General features: G+C 68.5%; 15 protein-coding genes, 1 tRNA gene and 1 pseudogene. 6 read left to right on the top strand and 11 right to left on the bottom strand.

All coding sequences use genetic code 11. The features are described 5' to 3' along the window. Positions 1 to 179: 179 nt before the first annotated feature. From SCAB_RS43615 to SCAB_RS04725, 3 genes and pseudogenes are all read right to left on the bottom strand, one after another. Positions 180 to 1328, bottom strand: a complete 1149-nt coding sequence (locus SCAB_RS43615; protein ID WP_158512222.1) for a sensor histidine kinase — start codon at positions 1326 to 1328, stop codon at positions 180 to 182. Positions 1329 to 1564: 236 nt separating this feature from the next. Next, positions 1565 to 2034, bottom strand: a pseudogene (locus SCAB_RS44455) (transposase); the annotation flags it as partial. Positions 2035 to 2504: 470 nt separating this feature from the next. Continuing rightward, complete coding sequence (locus SCAB_RS04725; RefSeq protein ID WP_148274175.1) at positions 2505 to 2750, bottom strand: hypothetical protein; 246 nt, start codon at positions 2748 to 2750, stop codon at positions 2505 to 2507. 66 nt (positions 2751 to 2816) lie between these two features. Between SCAB_RS04725 and SCAB_RS04730 the strand changes: the two genes are divergently transcribed. Beyond that, the gene (locus SCAB_RS04730; protein WP_041668892.1) at positions 2817 to 3272 is read left to right on the top strand and encodes a hypothetical protein; all 456 of its coding nucleotides are present in this window, start codon (positions 2817 to 2819) and stop codon (positions 3270 to 3272) included. A 28-nt stretch (positions 3273 to 3300) separates the two neighbouring features. Here SCAB_RS04730 and SCAB_RS04735 read toward each other — a convergent pair whose 3' ends face one another. The 4 genes from SCAB_RS04735 to SCAB_RS04750 all read right to left on the bottom strand — a co-directional run bounded on the left by SCAB_RS04735 (position 3301) and on the right by SCAB_RS04750 (position 6890). Continuing rightward, positions 3301 to 4218, bottom strand: a complete 918-nt coding sequence (locus SCAB_RS04735) for an IS3 family transposase (protein ID WP_012998059.1) — start codon at positions 4216 to 4218, stop codon at positions 3301 to 3303. Beyond that, entirely contained in the window at positions 4215 to 4523 is a 309-nt protein-coding gene (locus SCAB_RS04740; RefSeq protein WP_041668893.1) for a transposase, read from the bottom strand. Before SCAB_RS04740 ends, SCAB_RS04735 begins: the two co-directional genes overlap by 4 nt. Before the next feature lie 66 nt (positions 4524 to 4589). Beyond that, on the bottom strand, positions 4590 to 5186 hold the full coding sequence (locus SCAB_RS04745) for a hypothetical protein (RefSeq protein WP_049875649.1): 597 nt from the start codon (positions 5184 to 5186) through the stop codon (positions 4590 to 4592). Between the two features lie 1038 nt (positions 5187 to 6224). After that, positions 6225 to 6890, bottom strand: a complete 666-nt coding sequence (locus SCAB_RS04750) for a response regulator (RefSeq protein WP_012998911.1) — start codon at positions 6888 to 6890, stop codon at positions 6225 to 6227. Positions 6891 to 7313: 423 nt separating this feature from the next. Between SCAB_RS04750 and SCAB_RS04755 the strand changes: the two genes are divergently transcribed. From SCAB_RS04755 to SCAB_RS46845, 3 genes are all read left to right on the top strand, one after another. After that, positions 7314 to 8897, top strand: coding sequence for an alpha/beta hydrolase (locus SCAB_RS04755; RefSeq protein WP_012998912.1), 1584 nt, complete (start codon positions 7314 to 7316; stop codon positions 8895 to 8897). A gap of 162 nt (positions 8898 to 9059) precedes the next feature. Then, positions 9060 to 10982, top strand: coding sequence for a protein-arginine deiminase domain-containing protein (locus SCAB_RS04760; protein WP_049875650.1), 1923 nt, complete (start codon positions 9060 to 9062; stop codon positions 10980 to 10982). A gap of 286 nt (positions 10983 to 11268) precedes the next feature. Continuing rightward, complete coding sequence (locus tag SCAB_RS46845) at positions 11269 to 11520, top strand: hypothetical protein (protein WP_148274176.1); 252 nt, start codon at positions 11269 to 11271, stop codon at positions 11518 to 11520. A 465-nt stretch (positions 11521 to 11985) separates the two neighbouring features. On the opposite strand, the gene SCAB_RS04770 is transcribed toward SCAB_RS46845, so the two are convergent. Beyond that, positions 11986 to 12492: a SigE family RNA polymerase sigma factor gene (locus SCAB_RS04770; protein ID WP_012998914.1), complete on the bottom strand. Its 507-nt coding sequence runs from the start codon at positions 12490 to 12492 to the stop codon at positions 11986 to 11988. 306 nt (positions 12493 to 12798) lie between these two features. Between SCAB_RS04770 and SCAB_RS04775 the strand changes: the two genes are divergently transcribed. Beyond that, the gene (locus SCAB_RS04775) at positions 12799 to 13455 is read left to right on the top strand and encodes a helix-turn-helix domain-containing protein (RefSeq protein ID WP_012998915.1); all 657 of its coding nucleotides are present in this window, start codon (positions 12799 to 12801) and stop codon (positions 13453 to 13455) included. Between the two features lie 10 nt (positions 13456 to 13465). Here SCAB_RS04775 and SCAB_RS04780 read toward each other — a convergent pair whose 3' ends face one another. Continuing rightward, positions 13466 to 14839: a penicillin-binding transpeptidase domain-containing protein gene (locus tag SCAB_RS04780; protein WP_012998916.1), complete on the bottom strand. Its 1374-nt coding sequence runs from the start codon at positions 14837 to 14839 to the stop codon at positions 13466 to 13468. Between the two features lie 144 nt (positions 14840 to 14983). Here SCAB_RS04780 and SCAB_RS04785 point away from each other — a divergent pair, with 144 nt between their 5' ends. Next, positions 14984 to 15700, top strand: a complete 717-nt coding sequence (locus SCAB_RS04785) for a hypothetical protein (protein WP_049875837.1) — start codon at positions 14984 to 14986, stop codon at positions 15698 to 15700. A 248-nt stretch (positions 15701 to 15948) separates the two neighbouring features. On the opposite strand, the gene SCAB_RS04790 is transcribed toward SCAB_RS04785, so the two are convergent. Both SCAB_RS04790 and SCAB_RS04795 read right to left on the bottom strand, forming a co-directional pair. Then, positions 15949 to 16692 carry a hypothetical protein gene (locus tag SCAB_RS04790; RefSeq protein WP_041668894.1) on the bottom strand — a complete coding sequence of 248 codons (744 nt, stop codon included), beginning with the start codon at positions 16690 to 16692 and terminating at the stop codon, positions 15949 to 15951. Positions 16693 to 16874: 182 nt separating this feature from the next. Beyond that, positions 16875 to 16948: transfer RNA gene (locus SCAB_RS04795), tRNA-Trp, on the bottom strand. Between the last annotated feature and the right edge of the window lie 223 nt (positions 16949 to 17171).

The raw sequence follows: 17171 nt of genomic DNA on the forward strand, positions 1-17171 counted from the left end.
CTCGTCCGACGCGCGGTGCGGGTCTCGGCTTCCCGCTCGGCTCTCTTGCCGGCATGGGTGGACTCGCGGAATCCGGGCCGAACAGGGCGATGGTTGTCACCGCATCACCGGGATGGGCGAGCAACCATTCGGCCTCGGGCACGATCGAGGCCTTGAGCTCGGCCGGCCATGGTTGGGTGTCAGGTCGACCCGAGCGGCAGGGGCAGGGCTGCTTCGACGGTCCAGCCTCCGTCCGGGCGAGCCCCCGTCGTGGCCCGGCCGCCGCACAGTGCCGCGCGTTCGCGCATGCCGATGATGCCGTGGCCCGGCAGCGCGTCCGGTCCCGCGTGCCCGCCTTCGTCATCGACACGGAGGTACACACCGTCCGTCCGGTAGTCGACCGTCAGGGTCGCGCAGGGTGGCCGGGCATGGCGGCTGACGTTGGCGAGGGCCTCCTGGAGGATGCGGTAGGCCGTCAGGTCCAGCATGCTCGGCAGCGGCACCGGGGTTCCCTTGATGACGATCTCCACCTCGGCACCGGCCCGGCGCGCGCTGTCAGCCAGTTCGTCGACGTTCGCCAGCGAGGGGGGAGCCGCGGTGTCCGCGCCGCCCCCGTCGCTGCGCAGCGTGCCCAGCATGCTGCGCAGCTCGCCGAGGGCCGAGTCGATCTCCTCTCCGATCTCGTCGAGGACATCGCTCTCGGATGTCGCCGGCAGCCTTCGGACATGACCGGCGGCGGTGATCCGCATGGCGACCGCACTCAGCCTGTTGGCGACGACATCGTGCAACTCCCGTGCGAGGCGCAGCCGTTCGTTGTGCGCCGCGGTGCGTGCGTCCAGTTCGCGCAGCCGCTCGGCCTGCGCCGCCTGCGCGGTGGCCAGTTGGACACGGCCGCGTACGGTGTCGGCGACAGCGCAGAGGGCGAGGGGAACGAATGTGAACGTCATGACGTTGTAGAGCGCCATCAAGGGAGGGGTGTCGCTCTGGTTCATCATCCGGATGTGCTGCTGAGCGTCCAGTACGACAGAGACACCGAGCAGGGCGAGGGCGCTGTGGCGCATACGGGCGGTGCCCTCGGCGATCTGGCTGAACACCACCACCCACACCGCGGCCTGGGCCATGGTGGGTACCAGCCCCGCATCGGGTAGGCAGACGACCACGACCCATGCAACCAGGTATCCCGACCCGGCGACGACCAGTGCCGCCACCGGACGCGTACGGCGCCACATCACGGACAGACCCAACGAGGTTCCGGCGACGACGCTGACCGGCAGCCCGTACATCGTCACGCCGAACCAGTAGAGGTCGCCCAGGTCGAGCGCGGCTGCCACGACAGCAAGGGCGATCACCGTCGCACGATGCGAGCGGGGTGCTTCGGGTGAACCGCTCACCGTGCCGAGCATATGAACTCCGTTACGGCACCCCGTCGGGGCGCTGTTGTCGTTGCGCTGCCGATACCCCGGGTTCCGCTGCTGCGTCATGGGCTCGTCGGCGCTCCCGAGATCGCAGTGGTGGAAGCACTGTCCAACCGGCCCAGGTACAAGCTTCAGCCACCGTTCTCTTACCAGAGTGTACGGATCACGGATGTGCTGGTGGCTGAGACACCGACGACCAAGCGCAGTCCGGCCTTGTCCGGCAGGACACACATCCTGGGATTTCCTCTGCATCTGTCCATGCCTCCCGGACCTCTACGTTCGCCCCCTTTTCGGTCCGGGCGTGGGCGGAGATCAGGATTCTTCGAGAGAAATCGATCAGATTCCCTTCCTCACACCTCCCCAGAAGCGCTACATGTAGCTGTCGCCACAGGTTGGCCCTGGTCCACATCAGAAAACGGCGGTGGGCCGTCGACTTGGATACTCCGAAGCACGGCGGAAGCGAACGCCAGGCACAGCCACTGACCAACACGTAGAGAATGGCCGCGAACAGCGCTTCGTCGCATGTGTTCGCTGTGCCGCCGCCCTGACTGCGCGCTTGGTGCTTCGGAATCAACGGCTTCGCCGTCTCCCACAGTCCTTGAGGCGTAATCCAGTTCCATGGAGCACCACACGGGGAGATCTGTTTTTTCTTCCCGACGTTCTTCGAAATCGCCTGGACATCGAACCCGTGCCCGATGTTCGCATCCAAGGGGATACCGGTGGAACCGGTAAACGCAGCCGCCTCGAGCTGACGACTGACCAACAAGCCGTCGCTCAATGCAGCCATGACCGGCCGATTCTCTTTCATGGAGGTGCGCACGTTTCATCCAGCTCCATTCATGATCGAAGGGGCTAGGCAAAACTATGGGTTGGACGGGGTCGAAACATTGCACACGCTGCAGAACTGCACCAAGTGCTGGGGCGGGCGATGAACAGCCCATCCAAAGTGAGGGGAACGAGTTCCTTGACTGCATGCCCTCGCCTTGACTCCATCACGACGACAACTTCAGCCAGGGCGGACGGCAACGCTCACTCAGGGGCAGAACAGCGACGTGGCCGCTCGGGCTGGTGCCCGAGCGGCCACGTCGGTGACGTACCGTCCGCCGACGACTATCGGTTCACGGTGCAGGTGGCCAGAGCGTCGACCTGCTGCTTCGCGGCGGTGCCACCGATGGCCTTGACGATGCGGTCGATGGTCGCGACGCGCTTGTCCTTGAGCGGGTTGAGGACGGCGTTCTGGACGAAGTTGGCTCCGCCCTGACCGGCCGCGTTGGCGAGGCGCTTGTTCGCATCCTCTATCTGGGTCTTCAGGAGGCCGAGGTTACGGTTGACCTCGGCCTGCGCCGCGGCGGGCACGGCGGAGACCCTGGACGCGATGTCAGGACAGTTCACCGTGTTCGCGGCCCCGGCCTGGCCGCCTGCTTGATTTCCGCCTCCGTTGTTGCCGGCGTTGCCCGCCTGATCGTTACCGCCGACGTTGTTTCCGCAGTTGTCACCCGCGTTCGCCCCGCCGTTGCCGGCCTGGCCGTTGCCCGCCTGACCGTTGCCGGCCTGGCCGTTGCCCGCCCCGCCGTTGCCGGCCTGACCGTTGCCCGCCTGACCGTTGCCGGCCTGGCCCTTGCCCGCCCCGTCGTTGCTGGCCTGACCGTTGCCCGCCTGACCATTACCGGCCTGGCCCTTGCCCGCCCCGTCGTTGCCGGCCTGACCGTTACCAGCTTGACCCTTGCCCGCCTGACCCTTGCCAGCCTCACCGTTTCCAGCCTGGCCATTACCGGCCTGATCGTTGCCCGCCTGACCGTTGCCGGCCTGGCCGTTACCAGCCTGGCCGTGACCCGCCTGACCCTTACCGGCCTCACCGTTACCGGCCTGGCCGTTTGAGGTTCCCCCGTCATGCGGGAGCCGCTGATCAGCTGGTCAGCAGGGGTTGACGGGTGTTCAGATTCGTTGGTTCGGCCGTCGCCTGCTCGGCGTAGTACTTCTCCTCGAACTCGATCGGGCTGAGGAAGCCGAGCCGTTCCTGGATGCGGCGGGAGTTATAGAAGCCGTCGATGTACTCGAAGAGCGCGAGATTCGCCTCGGCCCTCGTGGTGAAGGTGCGGCCACGGAGGCCCTCGGTTTTGATGAGCATCCAGAGGTTCTCCGCGAGGGCGTTGTCGTACGAGTCCCCGACGGAGCCCATGGACGCCTCAACTCCCGCCCGCATCAGCCGGGTTGTGAGCTTGATGGACGTGTACTGACAGCCGTGGTCGGCGTGGTGGATGAGCTTGCCCGGCTCGACCTCGCGGGACGCGAGCGCGTACTCCAGCGTGGTCAGGACCAGGTCGGCGTCCGCGCGGGCGGAGGTCTCCCACGCGACCACCCGCCGGGAGAATGCGTCCCGGATCGCGGAGAGCCACAACGGTCCCTCGCCGGTGGAGACCATCGTGAGGTCGGTGACCCACAACCGGTTCGGCGCCGGTGCGGTGAAGTCCCGGTTGACCAGGTCCGGGGCGAGGCTGGCCTTGGGATCGCGGCGCGTGAAGCCCTTCCGCCGCGGGCTGATCCCCGCGATGTCGGCCTCGCGCATCAGGCGCTCGACCCGCTTGCGGCCCACGCGTGTGCCCTCGCGTCTGAGGACGGCGTGCACGCGCGGCGATCCGTAATTGCCGCCGGACTCCGCGTGGATCTCCTTGATCCGCTCGGCCAGTTCGACGTCGCGGCGTCGCCGTTCGCACGGTTCCTTCTCCGCGCGGCGCCAGCGGTAGTAGGTGGAGGAGGGGATGTGCAGTTCCCGCAGGACGCACTCGACTCCCAGGCGGGGATGCTCGTCAACGAGCGCCGTCACCTGGGCCGGGTCGGGTCGAGTTGCGCCGCGAAAAAAGCCGAGGCCGTCCGCAGGACGTCGTTGGCCCGCTTGAGCTGGGCGTTCTCCTTGCGCAGGGCCGCGAGCTCGGCGCGTTCGTCGGTGGTGAGACGGTCGTCGCGTTCGCCGGCGTCCGCCTCGGCCTGGCGGATCCAGCCGCGCAGGGCCTCGGGGTGCACGCCGAGGTCGACGGCCAGCTTCTTGATCTGCGGCTTCGGCTCGGTGGTGCGGTACATCCGTACCGCACGCTCACGCAACTCGAGCGAGTATTTCCGGGGTGCAGCCATGGTCACAGGTCCTCTCATGAGTCCCATCTGACCCGCTGTCAACTTCCTCCGCATCTCGGGGGAACCTCAGTTGCCCGCCTGACCGTTACCGGCCTGGCCGTCACCAGCCTGACCCTTGCCCGCCTGGCCGTTACCGGCCTGACCACCAGCGTTTGCGGCGCAGTTGTCGCCGTCGTTTCCATTCGCGTTGCCGTTTTCTCCGGCATTGCCCGCGCCGTTGTTGTTGAGAGTGCACGTAGCCAGGACGTCGACCTGTAGATTCGCTGCACCGTCCCCCGCGGCCTTGACGATGCGGTCGATGGTCGCGACGCGCTTGTCCTTGAGCGGGCTGAGGACGGCGTTCTCGACGAAGTTGGCTCCGCCCTGACCGGCCGCATTGGCGAGGCGCTTGTTCGCATCCTCGATCTGGGTGTTCAGAAGTTCAAGGTTGCGGTTGACCTCGGCCTGCGCAGCGGCAGGAATAGCGGAGATCTGGGACGCGACGTTCGGACAGTTCACCGTGGACGCGGCGGAATTCTGCGCGCCATTGGAATCGCCGTTCGGCTTGTTCGTCTGCCCGGCCATGGCGGAGCCGGCAATCACCGCTCCGGACAACACCACTGCGGCAGTACCGCCGATCAACGCTACGCGACGCTTGCGGTACTTCGGAAGAGCCCTGGACATACTGATGCCTCACTCTGAATCAGGGGGGTGGTATCGACCATTGAGCCGGCCGAAGTATTTCCTGGACGCGGCGCCTGCGTTCACCGAGAAGTACGCGAACCCGCAGTCTCACGTTCAGCAAGCCGCGAGATTCTTCGAATTTTTTCCTGAATAGCCTTCTAACAGCGTGTCCTATGTGGTAACCACATACGGCTGCCAAGTCAGTTCGACACGGGCGGCATTGGTGGTGAAGGCGGCAACCTCCGCGCTTTCGTGGTCATCGCCGCGATGGTCACGATGCAGAGCGGCCGGGCCGTCTGTGAGGAGTTCGCCGCATCGAAGGGGCATGGCGCACCGCGCCGCGCTCGCCGTCCACGACTGGCAAGATCGAACGGTTGTCGGGCGACTGCTCGAACCCCACCCGAAGGGCGGCCGCGGCGACGATCGCGCCCATGAACCTTCGCCGTGCCCGACACGCACCGGCGGGTCTGGGACTTCAGCTCCGACGGCGTCCTGCACTCACAGAAAGCGAGTCTGGACCACCACGCCGAGCAGGCCCCTACCGAGGCACAACCGGCGCCGGAAAGGCTACGCGGCGAAGGGAACGACGCCGTCGTCAAGGCGATCGGCATCGGCACGAACCGGCGCCCGCGCTCCCCTCGACGACACGGCGTGGTCCTGTCGAGCCGCCGACCGGTCTCACCGGGAGCTCGGTGTCCTTGGCCGGCGTGTGATGTCGCTGCACCGATGAAGGATTCGGCGCCGCTTCGGGGCGCGTGCCCCGGAGCGCCCCTCTGGGACACGTGCCCCGGTCCGGTGAGCGGGACGGCGGTCCGAGGCGACGGTCATGACTGGTGCACCGGCATCGCCGACGATGGCCGGCCCGCCGATGGCGGACTCGGGACCGACGGGAACCACCACACCTGACGGTGGCTCTCAAGTCCGGCGGCCCGACCACGTCGGTGGCGTCCGCCCGAGCGAGGCCGGCCCGATGCCGACGAAAGCGCTCGGATCAGGTCGGGCCGGTACGCCGCTTTCGGACAGCCTCCGCCGCAACGCTCACCTCTGCCCGTCGCCCGAGGAATCCGGCACCATTCCGGCCCGACTGGCGATGAGGGCCGCCTGTACCCGGGTGCGGGCGTCGAGCTTCGTGAGCAGGTTCTGGACGTGATACTTGACGGTGCTCTCCTCGATGTGCAGGCGGTGCGCGATCTGCGTGTTGCTCATCGCGCGGCCGAGCAGAGCGAGGACGTCCCGCTCCCGTCGTGTCACTTCGGCCGGTAGCTGGTAGGGGGTGTCCTCCGGAACGGACACTCGCTCGATCAGCCGTCTGGTCGGCCCGGGCGAGACGAATCCTTCCCCCCGGGCGACTGCTCGGATGCCCTCAAGCAGGGTGGCGGCACTGTCCTGCTTGAGCACGAAGCCCGCGGCGCCTGCTCGTAGCGTGCCGAACAGGTACTCGTCGAGATCGAAGGTGGTGAGCGCGAGAACAGCCGGCGGGCTGCTCGCGCTCCTGATGCTCCGCGTTGCCGCCACTCCGTCCATCCTGGGCATACGGATATCCATGACCACGACGTCCGGACGGAGCCGGGCAGCCATGCCGATGGCCGCCTCTCCGTCGGAGGCTTCCCCGACCACCTTGAGGTCGGCCTCGACGTCGATCATGATGCGCATGCTGGAGCGCACCATGTCCTGGTCGTCAGCCAGCAACACGGAAACCGTCACGGGACTTCCTTCCTCAAGGGCAGAGACACCTCGAACGTGCAACTGCCATCCGGCATAGGGCAAGCGGCGGCCCACGGCTGCTCCGCCTTCGCGTAGCCCGATGGCTCCATGGCCCGGAGAAGAGACACGCACATGGCGTCCCGCACTCCGTAGTTGCTTACGCGCAACTGCCGGTGATCGCCTCAATGTCCGGGCACAGGACTGCCTGAACCTCTCTGCCGCTCGCTGCTGTTGACCAGCCCTCGGCTCCGCGAATGGGGAGCGTGTGCGAGTCAGAACCTAGCCCTTCGGAGGGGGACGGCACTACGCCCTCCGTGATGCGATGACTCGTCAAGTAGTCCTCCCCACACGGACGTTCGGCCATGTGCGTTCCGTCTCGCAGGGGGACTCGACCCCAGACTCCGCAGTCATGGAGGACCATCCGTGCACCCCAATGCCCCACAAAAGGCGCGCACCCGCAGCAGACTGGCCGTAGGCGTCCTGATCACCACACTGTTCGGCCAGTTGCTCGCCGGCACCTCTGTAGCCAGCGCCCCGGCCAAGGCCCCGACGGCCGGGCGCATCACCTGGAAACCCTGTGCCTCCCCCGACGGCACGTCCGGCTTCGAGTGCGCCACCCTCAAGGTGCCCGTGGACTGGAAGAAGCCGGGCGGAGCGACCATCGACCTGGCGCTCAACCGGCTCCCGGCCACCGACCGCGCCCACCGGATCGGCTCCTTGCTGATCAACCCCGGTGGCCCGGGCGGGTCCGGCGTCGACTTCGCCTTCTCCGCCCCCGAATCCTTCTCGTCGGCCCTGCGCGCGCGCTTCGACATCGTGGGCTTCGACCCTCGCGGCGTCGGACGCAGCAATGCGGTGATGTGCGATGCGGATCTGATCATTGCCCAGAACGAGCTGCTCTTCCCGGACGATGCCGCCTCTTTCGCCTCCCTGCGCAAGACGAACCATGACCTCGGCCGCAACTGCCGGGACCTCTCCGGGAAGCTCTTCGACCACATGGACACCGCGAGCGTCGTCCGCGACATGGAGGCCATCCGGGCCGGCCTCGGCGAGCGCCGGATCAGCTACTACGGCGTCTCCTACGGCACCGCCATCGGCCAGCAGTACGCCGAGCGTTATCCGCGCCGCATACGGGCGATGACCCTCGACTCCAACATGGACCACAGCCTGGGCGCCTGGGCCTACCAGAAGACCGAGGCCGTGGCCATGGAGGGGTCGTTCGGCCAGTTCGCCGACTGGTGCGCCCGCACCACGTCCTGCGCCCTGCACGACCGCGACGTGCGCGCACTGTACAAGTCGCTCGCCCGCCGCGCCGCCGACGGAATCGTCCTGCCCGGCGACCCGCCCCACACGTACACCCTCGCCGAACTCCGGAACACCGCGCTCGGGGCCATGTACGACCCGTCCTCCTGGTTCGAGTTCGCTGCTGATCTCGCTCGACTGGACGCCGCGAAAGGCAGCCCGTCCCTCACCGAGCGGGGGCACGGCAAGCCCGAAGAGTACGGATACCTGGCGGTGACCTGCCAGGACAACGACTTCGGACTACGGTCGTACAAAACCCTCGCGGGCTACGAGCGCAAACTGGCCCGTATCTCCCCCGTCACCCGGGTCAATCCCCTGGCCTGGACGGACCTGACCGGCTGCCAGAACTGGCCGAACAAGGTGACCAACCCTCAGCACCGGCTGCGGGTCGACGGCACCCCGCCGATCCTGATGACCAACAGCCGCTATGACGTGGCCACCCCGCACTCCTGGGGCGCCAACGCAGCCCGTCAGATCGGTCACGAGGCGGTTCTCCTCACCTATGACGGAGTCGGGCACGGCGACTACTGGATGAGCCCGTGCGCCCAGGGCGCCATCGACAAGTACCTCCTCACCCTGAAGACACCGCGCAAGGGCGCCCACTGCCCGGCGGTCTGGCCCACCGGCACCGCCGCCCAGCGCCAGTCGGCCAGCAGCCTCGTCAACCCGCTGCCGGGATTGCTGGGACCGACGGCGAGCCGGTGACCCGGCCTCGTCCACAGCCTGTCCGACACGTCGGCGCGGGAACTCGACACCCCCTCCCGGAACGGTTCCCCGCCGACCTGTCTGCTGCACGACAACACCCCAACTGAAAGGTGCCGAAAGGTGCGTTCACGCATACGTAGGCGTATCCACCCTGCCGGGCCGATGGTCCTGGCTCTCGCGGCAGCGGGATCCGTGCTGGCGGGCCCCGCACTCCCCGCTTCCGCCTCGGGCCCAGCCACCCGGGCCGATCTGCGCGCGGACGTGAACCGCGACGGGCGGATCGACGTCAGCGGCGACACCGACACATCCGGCGAGGACGGCTGGTCCGTCAGTCGTGGAGCGGTGCACCTGCCCAACCTCGACGACGACACCAAGCGGTGCCCCGCCACCGGCCCCGGCGGCAAACCCCTGTCCGACGCCAAGCTGGCCGCCTGCAACGACGCCTCGGACACGAAGGTCAACGGCAGCGCGGACGCCGCCGACCTCGCCCGGATCCGGTCCCTGCCCCTTCCCGGCCTTCCCGCCGACGCCGAAGGCAGCCTGAAGGTCACCGCAGGAACCAAGCACACGCACGTCTTTCTCAAGCGCTCCGGGACATGGACCCTGGTGACCTCCCGGACCCGGCTGACCGCCGCCGAGCTGCGCTCCGGCGTGGAGTTCGGCGTCGAGGCGACCGATGTCATCCGCGACAGCGCCCGGTGGGACGGCAGGGCGGTGATCCGCCTGACGGTGAAGTCGGGCGAAGGGACGTCGTCCGACTCCGTCACCCTGCGCACCGCACCGCTCCTGACCCAGCATCACCTCCAGGACACCCAGCAGGTGATGGTCACCAAGGTCCGCGGCGAGGGCGAATACGGGCGCCTGCAGCGGAAGTTCGTGAAGGACCTGGCGAGGGAGGTCAAGGCAGCCGGTGTCACCGCACCACTGGTCACCTTCACCAAGTACGGAGACCCCTGGGCCCAGGACTTCGTCGAACCGGCCTACGTCAGCATGACCGGGCCGGGAGGCCGCCCACAGGTCATGCGCGTGATGCTGCGCTCCGCCCAGTTGGACCGGGAGTCGGGCCGGGAACTGTTCGAGAGGATCCGCGGCCGGGACATCGGCGTCGTACAGGTCACCGACCCGGTCCCGCCGGCCGACTGGTCACTCAACTCGATGGGCAACCTGGAGACCGTCCCGCCCTACGCGCACAACGGGAAGTCGTACCCGGCCGGGCGCATCATCATGGGCGAACGCAAGGGCAGCGACATACGCCCGTCCAAGGTCATGCGCACGATGCTGACGTCACAGGGCCTCCAGAACCCCCTGCTTCTGGACACCTCCTGGCTGGGCGTCGGACACGTCGACGAGTTCGTGCAGTTCCTGCCCGCCGACACCCCGCGCGGCTGGCGGATCGGCCTCGCCGACCCGAGCGCCGGGCTGAAGCTGCTGCGCGACGCCGAGCGCGCCGGACACGGCAGTACGAAGGTGTTCTCCGTCCCCCGCACGAAGGGCGCTCCCGCCCCCAAGGAGACCATCGCCCAGGCGCTCGCCTCCCGGCACCTCGTGGCCGACAACGAGATGGCGGCCGAGCGCATCGCGGCCAACCTGGAGATCCTCAAGCGGGAGACGGGCGTCACCGACGGCGAGATCGTACGGGTGCCCGCCCTGTACACGCGTGACGTGATGGAGCAGGCCGCCGACGGGCAGAGCGTTCCCGTGCCACGCCTGACGCGCATGGGCGGCGGCTCGGCCCTGGTGAACAGCCTCAAGGAGCACGGCCAGCAGAAGTGGCTCGCCGACAACCCTGCCGCCTCGCGCGCGAAGGCTCCAGCGCCGGTCATGACCAGCGCATACGTGCCCGGCGCGGTCAACGGCGTACTCCTGGGCCGCGACCGCTATCTGGCCCCCCGCCAGTGGGGACCCGTCATCGGCGGCAAGGACATCTTCACGGAAGCGGTCACGGCCGTCTACACGCGAGCCGGTCTGAAGGTGTCGTACATCGACGACTGGTACACCTATCACCTCGGCCAGGGCGAGGTGCACTGCGGCACCAACACCCTGCGCGACGTGTCGACCGCATGGTGGGCGGGCTCGGCTCGGTGAGCAGCGGTCAGCGGCCTTGCCGGGCGGCTCGGGTATCCGGCTGCATCGACCTTGTCGTCGTGTTGTCGTCAAGGTAGGGCCGGTCATGAGCGACCGCGCCACCTCGACCGAAGGGGTGCGGGGGACTTCGAGATCCGGGAGAACCGGAAGCCGCGGGGCTCACGCCCTGGCGCACGGACGGGAGGCATGCTTCCCGCCCATGCGTCAGGGCGTCAGGGCGTCAGGGCGTCAGCAACTCCGGAGCCTGCCGGATCCTCGGGAGCAACCGTCGGACAAGCAGGCGCTGGTGTCACGGAACCGAGCCGTACCCGACCCGGCCGGAAGCCATGTCGCCGACCGGCTGCGCGAGAAGGCGCAGGTCCGTCAGATCACAACCGAACTCGGCCGCTGCATCCGACCACGTCGCTACCTGGTGGTCGGATTGTGCGTCGGCATCGGGACCGGCTCGAAAGTTGAGGAGCGGTACGGCATCGGATCGAGCGTCGTGGTCGGCGTGCAGGTGGGCATCGGGGCCGGCTCGGGAGTCGAAGAACGGTAGGGCATCGGCTCCGGCCTCGTGGGTGACGTGTAGGTCGGCATCGGGGCCGACTCGGGAGGTGCGGAGCGGTACGGCATCGGGAGCGGCTCGGGAGTCGAGGAGCGGTACGGCATCGGCTCCGGCCCCGTGGGTGACATGCAGGCCGGCATCGGCATGTCCTCGGCGGTGGACGCGGGACGGGCCGTCGACGGCATCAGGCCCGCCTCGGCAGAGGTGACAGGGCGGGGCCGGGCGACGGCAGGTCCGCCCTGAGCGACCGAACTCGGCAGAACCATCAGTCCGACGCCGACGCCGAGTCCGGCAGCGGAGAGCACGGAGGTGGCCATGAAGGCCGTCCGGGTCCGGCGTCGGGTGCGAACGCCGGCTTGCAGTCGGTGGCGGTGCCGGTCCTCGTAGGGCCTGTCCTCCTGACCGTCACGCATCATCCGTGCCAGGTCCTGCTCGAAGTGATCCATGGCTCCTTCTTCATTCCACTGGCTCGACGGCCTCAGCCAGAAGCAGCCGCAACCGTGCGACGCCGCGGGTCGTGAGCGAACGGACGGTACCGACCGGGCATCCCAGCACCTCCGCGACGTCCCGTTCGGGCAGGTCCTGGTAGTAGCGCAGCACCACCGTGGCCCGCTGCCGCGCCGGCAGCAGCGCCAACATGGCCTCCAACCGGGTCCGTTCATCCACGGCGGCGGTCTCGTCACCCACCCCGGGCGGGTCGGGCAACCGGTCCACGGGATGCTCGCCCCACCAGCGACGCCGTGCCGAGCGAGCCGCGGCACGGACAAGAATCCTGCGCACATACGCCTCTGGCGCCTGCTCGCCCACCTTCGGCCAGGCGAACCACAGCTTGACCAGCGCCTCCTGCAGCAGATCCTCGGCCCGGTGCCGGTCACCGCCGGTGAGCAGCCGGGCCAGGTGAAGCAACGCCGACCACCGAGCCGTCACGAACCGGTCGAACGCGTCGGCCCGCAACTCCCCCATAACCGTCGCCCCTTACCCCTGCACGCCCCTGCACCTTCAAAAAGGCGCTGGCCCCTACCCCGCTATGCACTCCCACCATGTGACCTGGCCCACACGAGATCATCCTCGCCGTCCCATTCCGCAACCTCCCCGCCCTCCCTCGCACAGTCGTCGCAGGATGCCGAGCCGACAGGGCGGGTCACCCTTCCCTCGGCAGCCGTCATCGTGCTCCTGGGCTGGGGGGAGCCGCTGACCATCGACAGCGGTCCAGAAGAAGCGTCACCAGATCGGTGGCCTGCGATGATCGCGGGTCTCCAAAGCGGGCCCATGCTGGCCGGCTTCAGTGGATCCGCATCTGCCGTCGAGATCGAACTCACCCCGCTCGGCGCATACCGGCTCCTGAACCTCCCCCTGCACCACCTGGCCAGGACGGTCGTCGACCCGGACCACATCATGGGAGTCGGCTGGACTGCCAAGGCCACCGAACAACTGGCCGCCACACCGCGCTGGCCCCGCCGCTGGCAGCTTCTCGACACCCTACTCACCCGGCGACTCAGCGACGGAACGACGGCCCTCCCACCTGCCGCCGCCCAGGCATGGAACCTGCTGCGTGATCGTGACGGCGCCGCGTCCTTACGCGAGCTGACCGCAGTCACCGGCCTCGGTCAGCGCCGCATACAAGGGCTGCTACGAGAGCACATCGGGCTGCCTGCTCAAACCCTCTCCCGCATCATCCGCTTCCACCGTGTGCTGGCTGTGGCATCGAGCGGCCTGGACTCGCTCGCCGGCCTGGCCAGCCAGGCTGGATACCACGACCAGCCCCACATGAACCGCGACTTCCGGGCTCTCTCCGCTCTGACACCAGGAGAACTGCTCGGCATCATGCGCCGAGCACCAGCGCGGAACAGCAAGGGACACATCCAGTTCTTCAACGACTTCGGGCTCCACACCCGAGAAAGCCACCCTGGCTGCGTTCTCCGGTGAGGGCCAGGTATCAGGAGAGTTCGGCGATGAGTACGTCGGCGACCTCGGCAGCCCGGTCGTCCTTTCCGGACGGGGAACCCTCGACACAGACCGCCACGGCGACCGGCCGCCCGCCCTCCGCATCCGCGTACGTAATGAACCATGAGGTACCGGACCCCTTTTGACCGTCGGCGACCCACGCGGACGTTCCGCCGGACCCGGCCCCCGTCCCACCCCCGAGCGCCGTCCGCAGCGCGTCGGCCGTGCGGCGGGAGACGGCCTGCCCGGCCCTGCCGCCTGGTGCCTCGGGCTTGACGGTGGTGCCGTCGGCCTTCACCACCCGCTCCACCATCTGCGGGGCCACGAGTCGCCCCTCGCCCGCGACCACGGCCGCGACCCTGGCCATCTGAAGCGGGGTCGCCCGGACGTCTCCGCCACCGATACCCGTCAGCGCCGTGTCCGGGGCCGGTACGTCTCCCTGGGGGTAGCTGCTCCCGGAGGCCTTCACCGGCACGGTCAGCGTGTCGTCGTCGAAGCCGAACTTCTCCGCCGTCGCCCGGAGTCGGTCCGCGCCGAGTTCGGCGGCCATCTTGACGAAGACGTTGTCGCAGGAGGAGCGCAACGCCTCCTTGATCGAAGCGTCCTCGCAGCGGGGAGACGCGCCGGTCACGCGGGTGACCGTCCGGGGCAGGACATAGGTGAGCGGGCTGCTGGTGCTCTCGTCCACCGTCTCGTACAGTCCGGCCTCCAGCGCGGCCGCCGCGACGACGACGCTGAAGGTCGTGCCAGGGGAGCCGATCCGGTGCAGCGCCTGGTTGCGCAGGGGCGAGGGGTCGGCGGCGTTGAGGGTCTTCCACGCTTTCGCGTCCGCCGGTCGCTGTCCGCCGAACGCCGCCGGGTCGTAGGAGGGGGTGCTGACCAGCGCGAGAATCTTCCCGGACTCGGCGTCGAGAGCCACCGCTGCTCCCTGCCGGTCGCCCAGCGCGTCGAACGCGGCTTTCTGGGCGCCGGGGTCGATCGTCGTGGAGACGTCACCCGGTGCGTCACCGGATGGGTCTGGGGCCAGTACGTCGTCGTACACGGCTTCCAGTCCCGCGTTGCCGTACACCATTGTCCGGTAGCCGGTGACCGGCGCGTAGACCGATCCGTCGGAGTAAGTGCGCTGGTAGGGCACCTTCTTGTTGCCCGAGGGCTTCGACCCTGTGACGGCCCTGCCGCCGACGAGGATGTCGCCGAGCCCGCGGTGCGACGACGGACTGGAGGCAGACTGCGAACCGGGTGTGCCGCTGGGCTTGTCGTCGGCGGAGTCGGTGGGTGAGCCGCCCCTGCTGCAGCCGGTCGACAGAGCGGCCAGCGCGGCGAGAACACCCGAGACGCCGAGCGCCCCCCTGATCATCGAGTGCATGGAGGACAGCCTAGAGAACAGCCCGTGATCGGTGACGCAGTTGTTGTGACTTTCCCGGTCCGAACCGGCGTGCTTCGTGCCAGGATTCGCGCAGTGCGCCCCGAGTTCGGCGTGTTCGGGAGGGGCGGGGACGGGGGCGAACGGATGGATGAGTTCCTGCAGGGCATACCTCAGCCCGACGACGTGGGGGAACTCGCGCTCAAGGCGGGTTTCGGCCCGGGCATCGCCCTCACGGCGTTCTTGGTCTTCGTCCTCGTGACCTCCTGGCTGGGCACCATCAGGTCGACCGTGGCGCTCGCCCGCGGACTGGGCGGGACGGCACGCGAGGCCCGGGTCCGGCTGGCCGAGATGTCCTCGACGCAGGTCGGGGTGGCCGTGGGCCTGTCGGCCCTGCTCGTCGTGGCCCTGTGCGGCTGGCTGCTCGGCGTGCTCGTCATCGGGAACCTGATCACCCTCGCGTACACGCACAACGGCCACCGCTTCCTGGAACTGGAGACACGGGACGCGATGTCTCTCGTCGACTGGCTGCAGTGGAACGCCTTCACCCAGGCCTACGTCGTCGCGGCGCTGGCCGTGCTGCTGGTCGCCGTCGTCCACCGAGGCCACCCCAACCTGCGCTTCCTGGCCTTCCTGATCGGCATACCGACGATGCCCTGGGGATTCTCGATCGCCGTGCTCTCGGTGCTCGAGGTGATCCTGGGCTTCTTCAGCTGGATGGGCACGGGGAACTACTCGGTCGGCGCGGAATTCACCTGGCACCTCGCCTTCACCGGGATCATCGCGGCCTACCTAGGTTCCTGCCTCGTCGCCCTCCGCGCCGGCAGCATCCTGGGCCGGCTGTGGATCACCGCGCCACGGTGAGGGCGCCACGGTGAGCACCGGAACCAGCCGTCTCAGCCACGGCATTGGTGAAGCAGAACCTGCGGACGCCTGGTCAACCGCGCCGCGATCCACGTGGCGCGGCCCCCTCCAGCTCCACCGGGTACGGCGCTCGCAGCTTGTCGACCACGGCCACTCGGCTCGGGCCGGATCAACAGGGATGTCGGCCAGGGACCTGATCACCGTTCAGGTGGGCCCGGAGTCGCAGCTACGAGCCACTGCCGCGATGGTCAGGCCTCGCCGACGGCCGCGAGGATCGTGCCGTTGTGGAAGCGGTGGTAGACGGGAGTACCTCCGGGCCAGCCGGGGTGACGGCCGAACGGAATCTCCGTCGGTCCGTCCGCCCTGCGCAGGTCGGCTACGAGCGCACGCTCGGGCAGCCGGGAGCCGATGTCCGCGAGCACGGCATCACCCGAGGCACGCGCTGCCTCGGCCGTGACAGGCATCGCGGTCACAGGCCCGGCCGCGCGCGCCAGGGCAGCCGGCGAATCCTCGGGGAACTCGTCGTCGGCATCGGCGAAGTCCCCGGAGAACCAGTTGAGGAATGCCGTGGAGAAGCCGCCGAAGTGCTCCGCATCCTCCGAGGCGCGCTTCACCATCTCTGCCACGGTCACCAGCCAGTGCGCGAGTGACGGCGCGACCAGCTCGGCACCGTGGTCCTCCCAGAACTTGAACACCGGACCCCACGCGCCCGTCCCGGGATCGATGTCCACGTAGTACGTCTCCGCGGCTGCGTTGGTGTGCACGACACGAAACGAGCCGGGCTTTCCGCACCGCCGGACGGCCCCGCCGTTGACGGCCCCGGAGCGGTACGCGGCCCCGAACTCGCCGTGGGGGCCCACCTGAAGCACTCCACTCCGGCGGCAGATCTCCCGGATCGGCTCGGGCACTGAGACCCCCCAGCCGTTCATCTCCTCATCCCCCACGCCTTCGCCCAGGCGTACGCTCTCCTCGGCGTCCGAGGCATCCCGCATGGCCTGTACCACTTCCCGCCACGCTGGTGTTTCGCCGCTCCATGTCATGCACGTACCTTCACATGCTGCGCTGACGCTCCGGGCGGCCGGTGGTCTCAGCGAGCAGCATCGCGGGCGTGGGCATCTCCACCCAGCCCGGGCCTGGGTGGACTCCAGTCGCCACGAGGAGCATGAGATCTGGGCAGGGGCGGCAGGAGTCGAACCTGCGGCATCCGGCTTTGGAGGCCGGCGCTCTGGCCATCTGAGCTACACCCCTTTGACGGGGGAAAGCTTGACATGGCCGCAGGGCCATCACCAACGATTTCTGTCGCTTCAGATTCCTGCGTGTCCCGCAGGTCAGCGAGACTCCCGTGGCGGTGGCTGTCGCAGTACCCGCGCGTACCGATCGACGACGAGCCCCACTGCCGGTAGCGGAGGGAAGGACCCGGGCGCCCAGCGTGCCTGAGTCGTGCCTTTGCCACTCCGCTCCCGCACAGCTT

Source organism: Streptomyces scabiei 87.22 (genome assembly GCF_000091305.1).
GTDB classification, from domain to species: domain Bacteria; phylum Actinomycetota; class Actinomycetes; order Streptomycetales; family Streptomycetaceae; genus Streptomyces; species Streptomyces scabiei.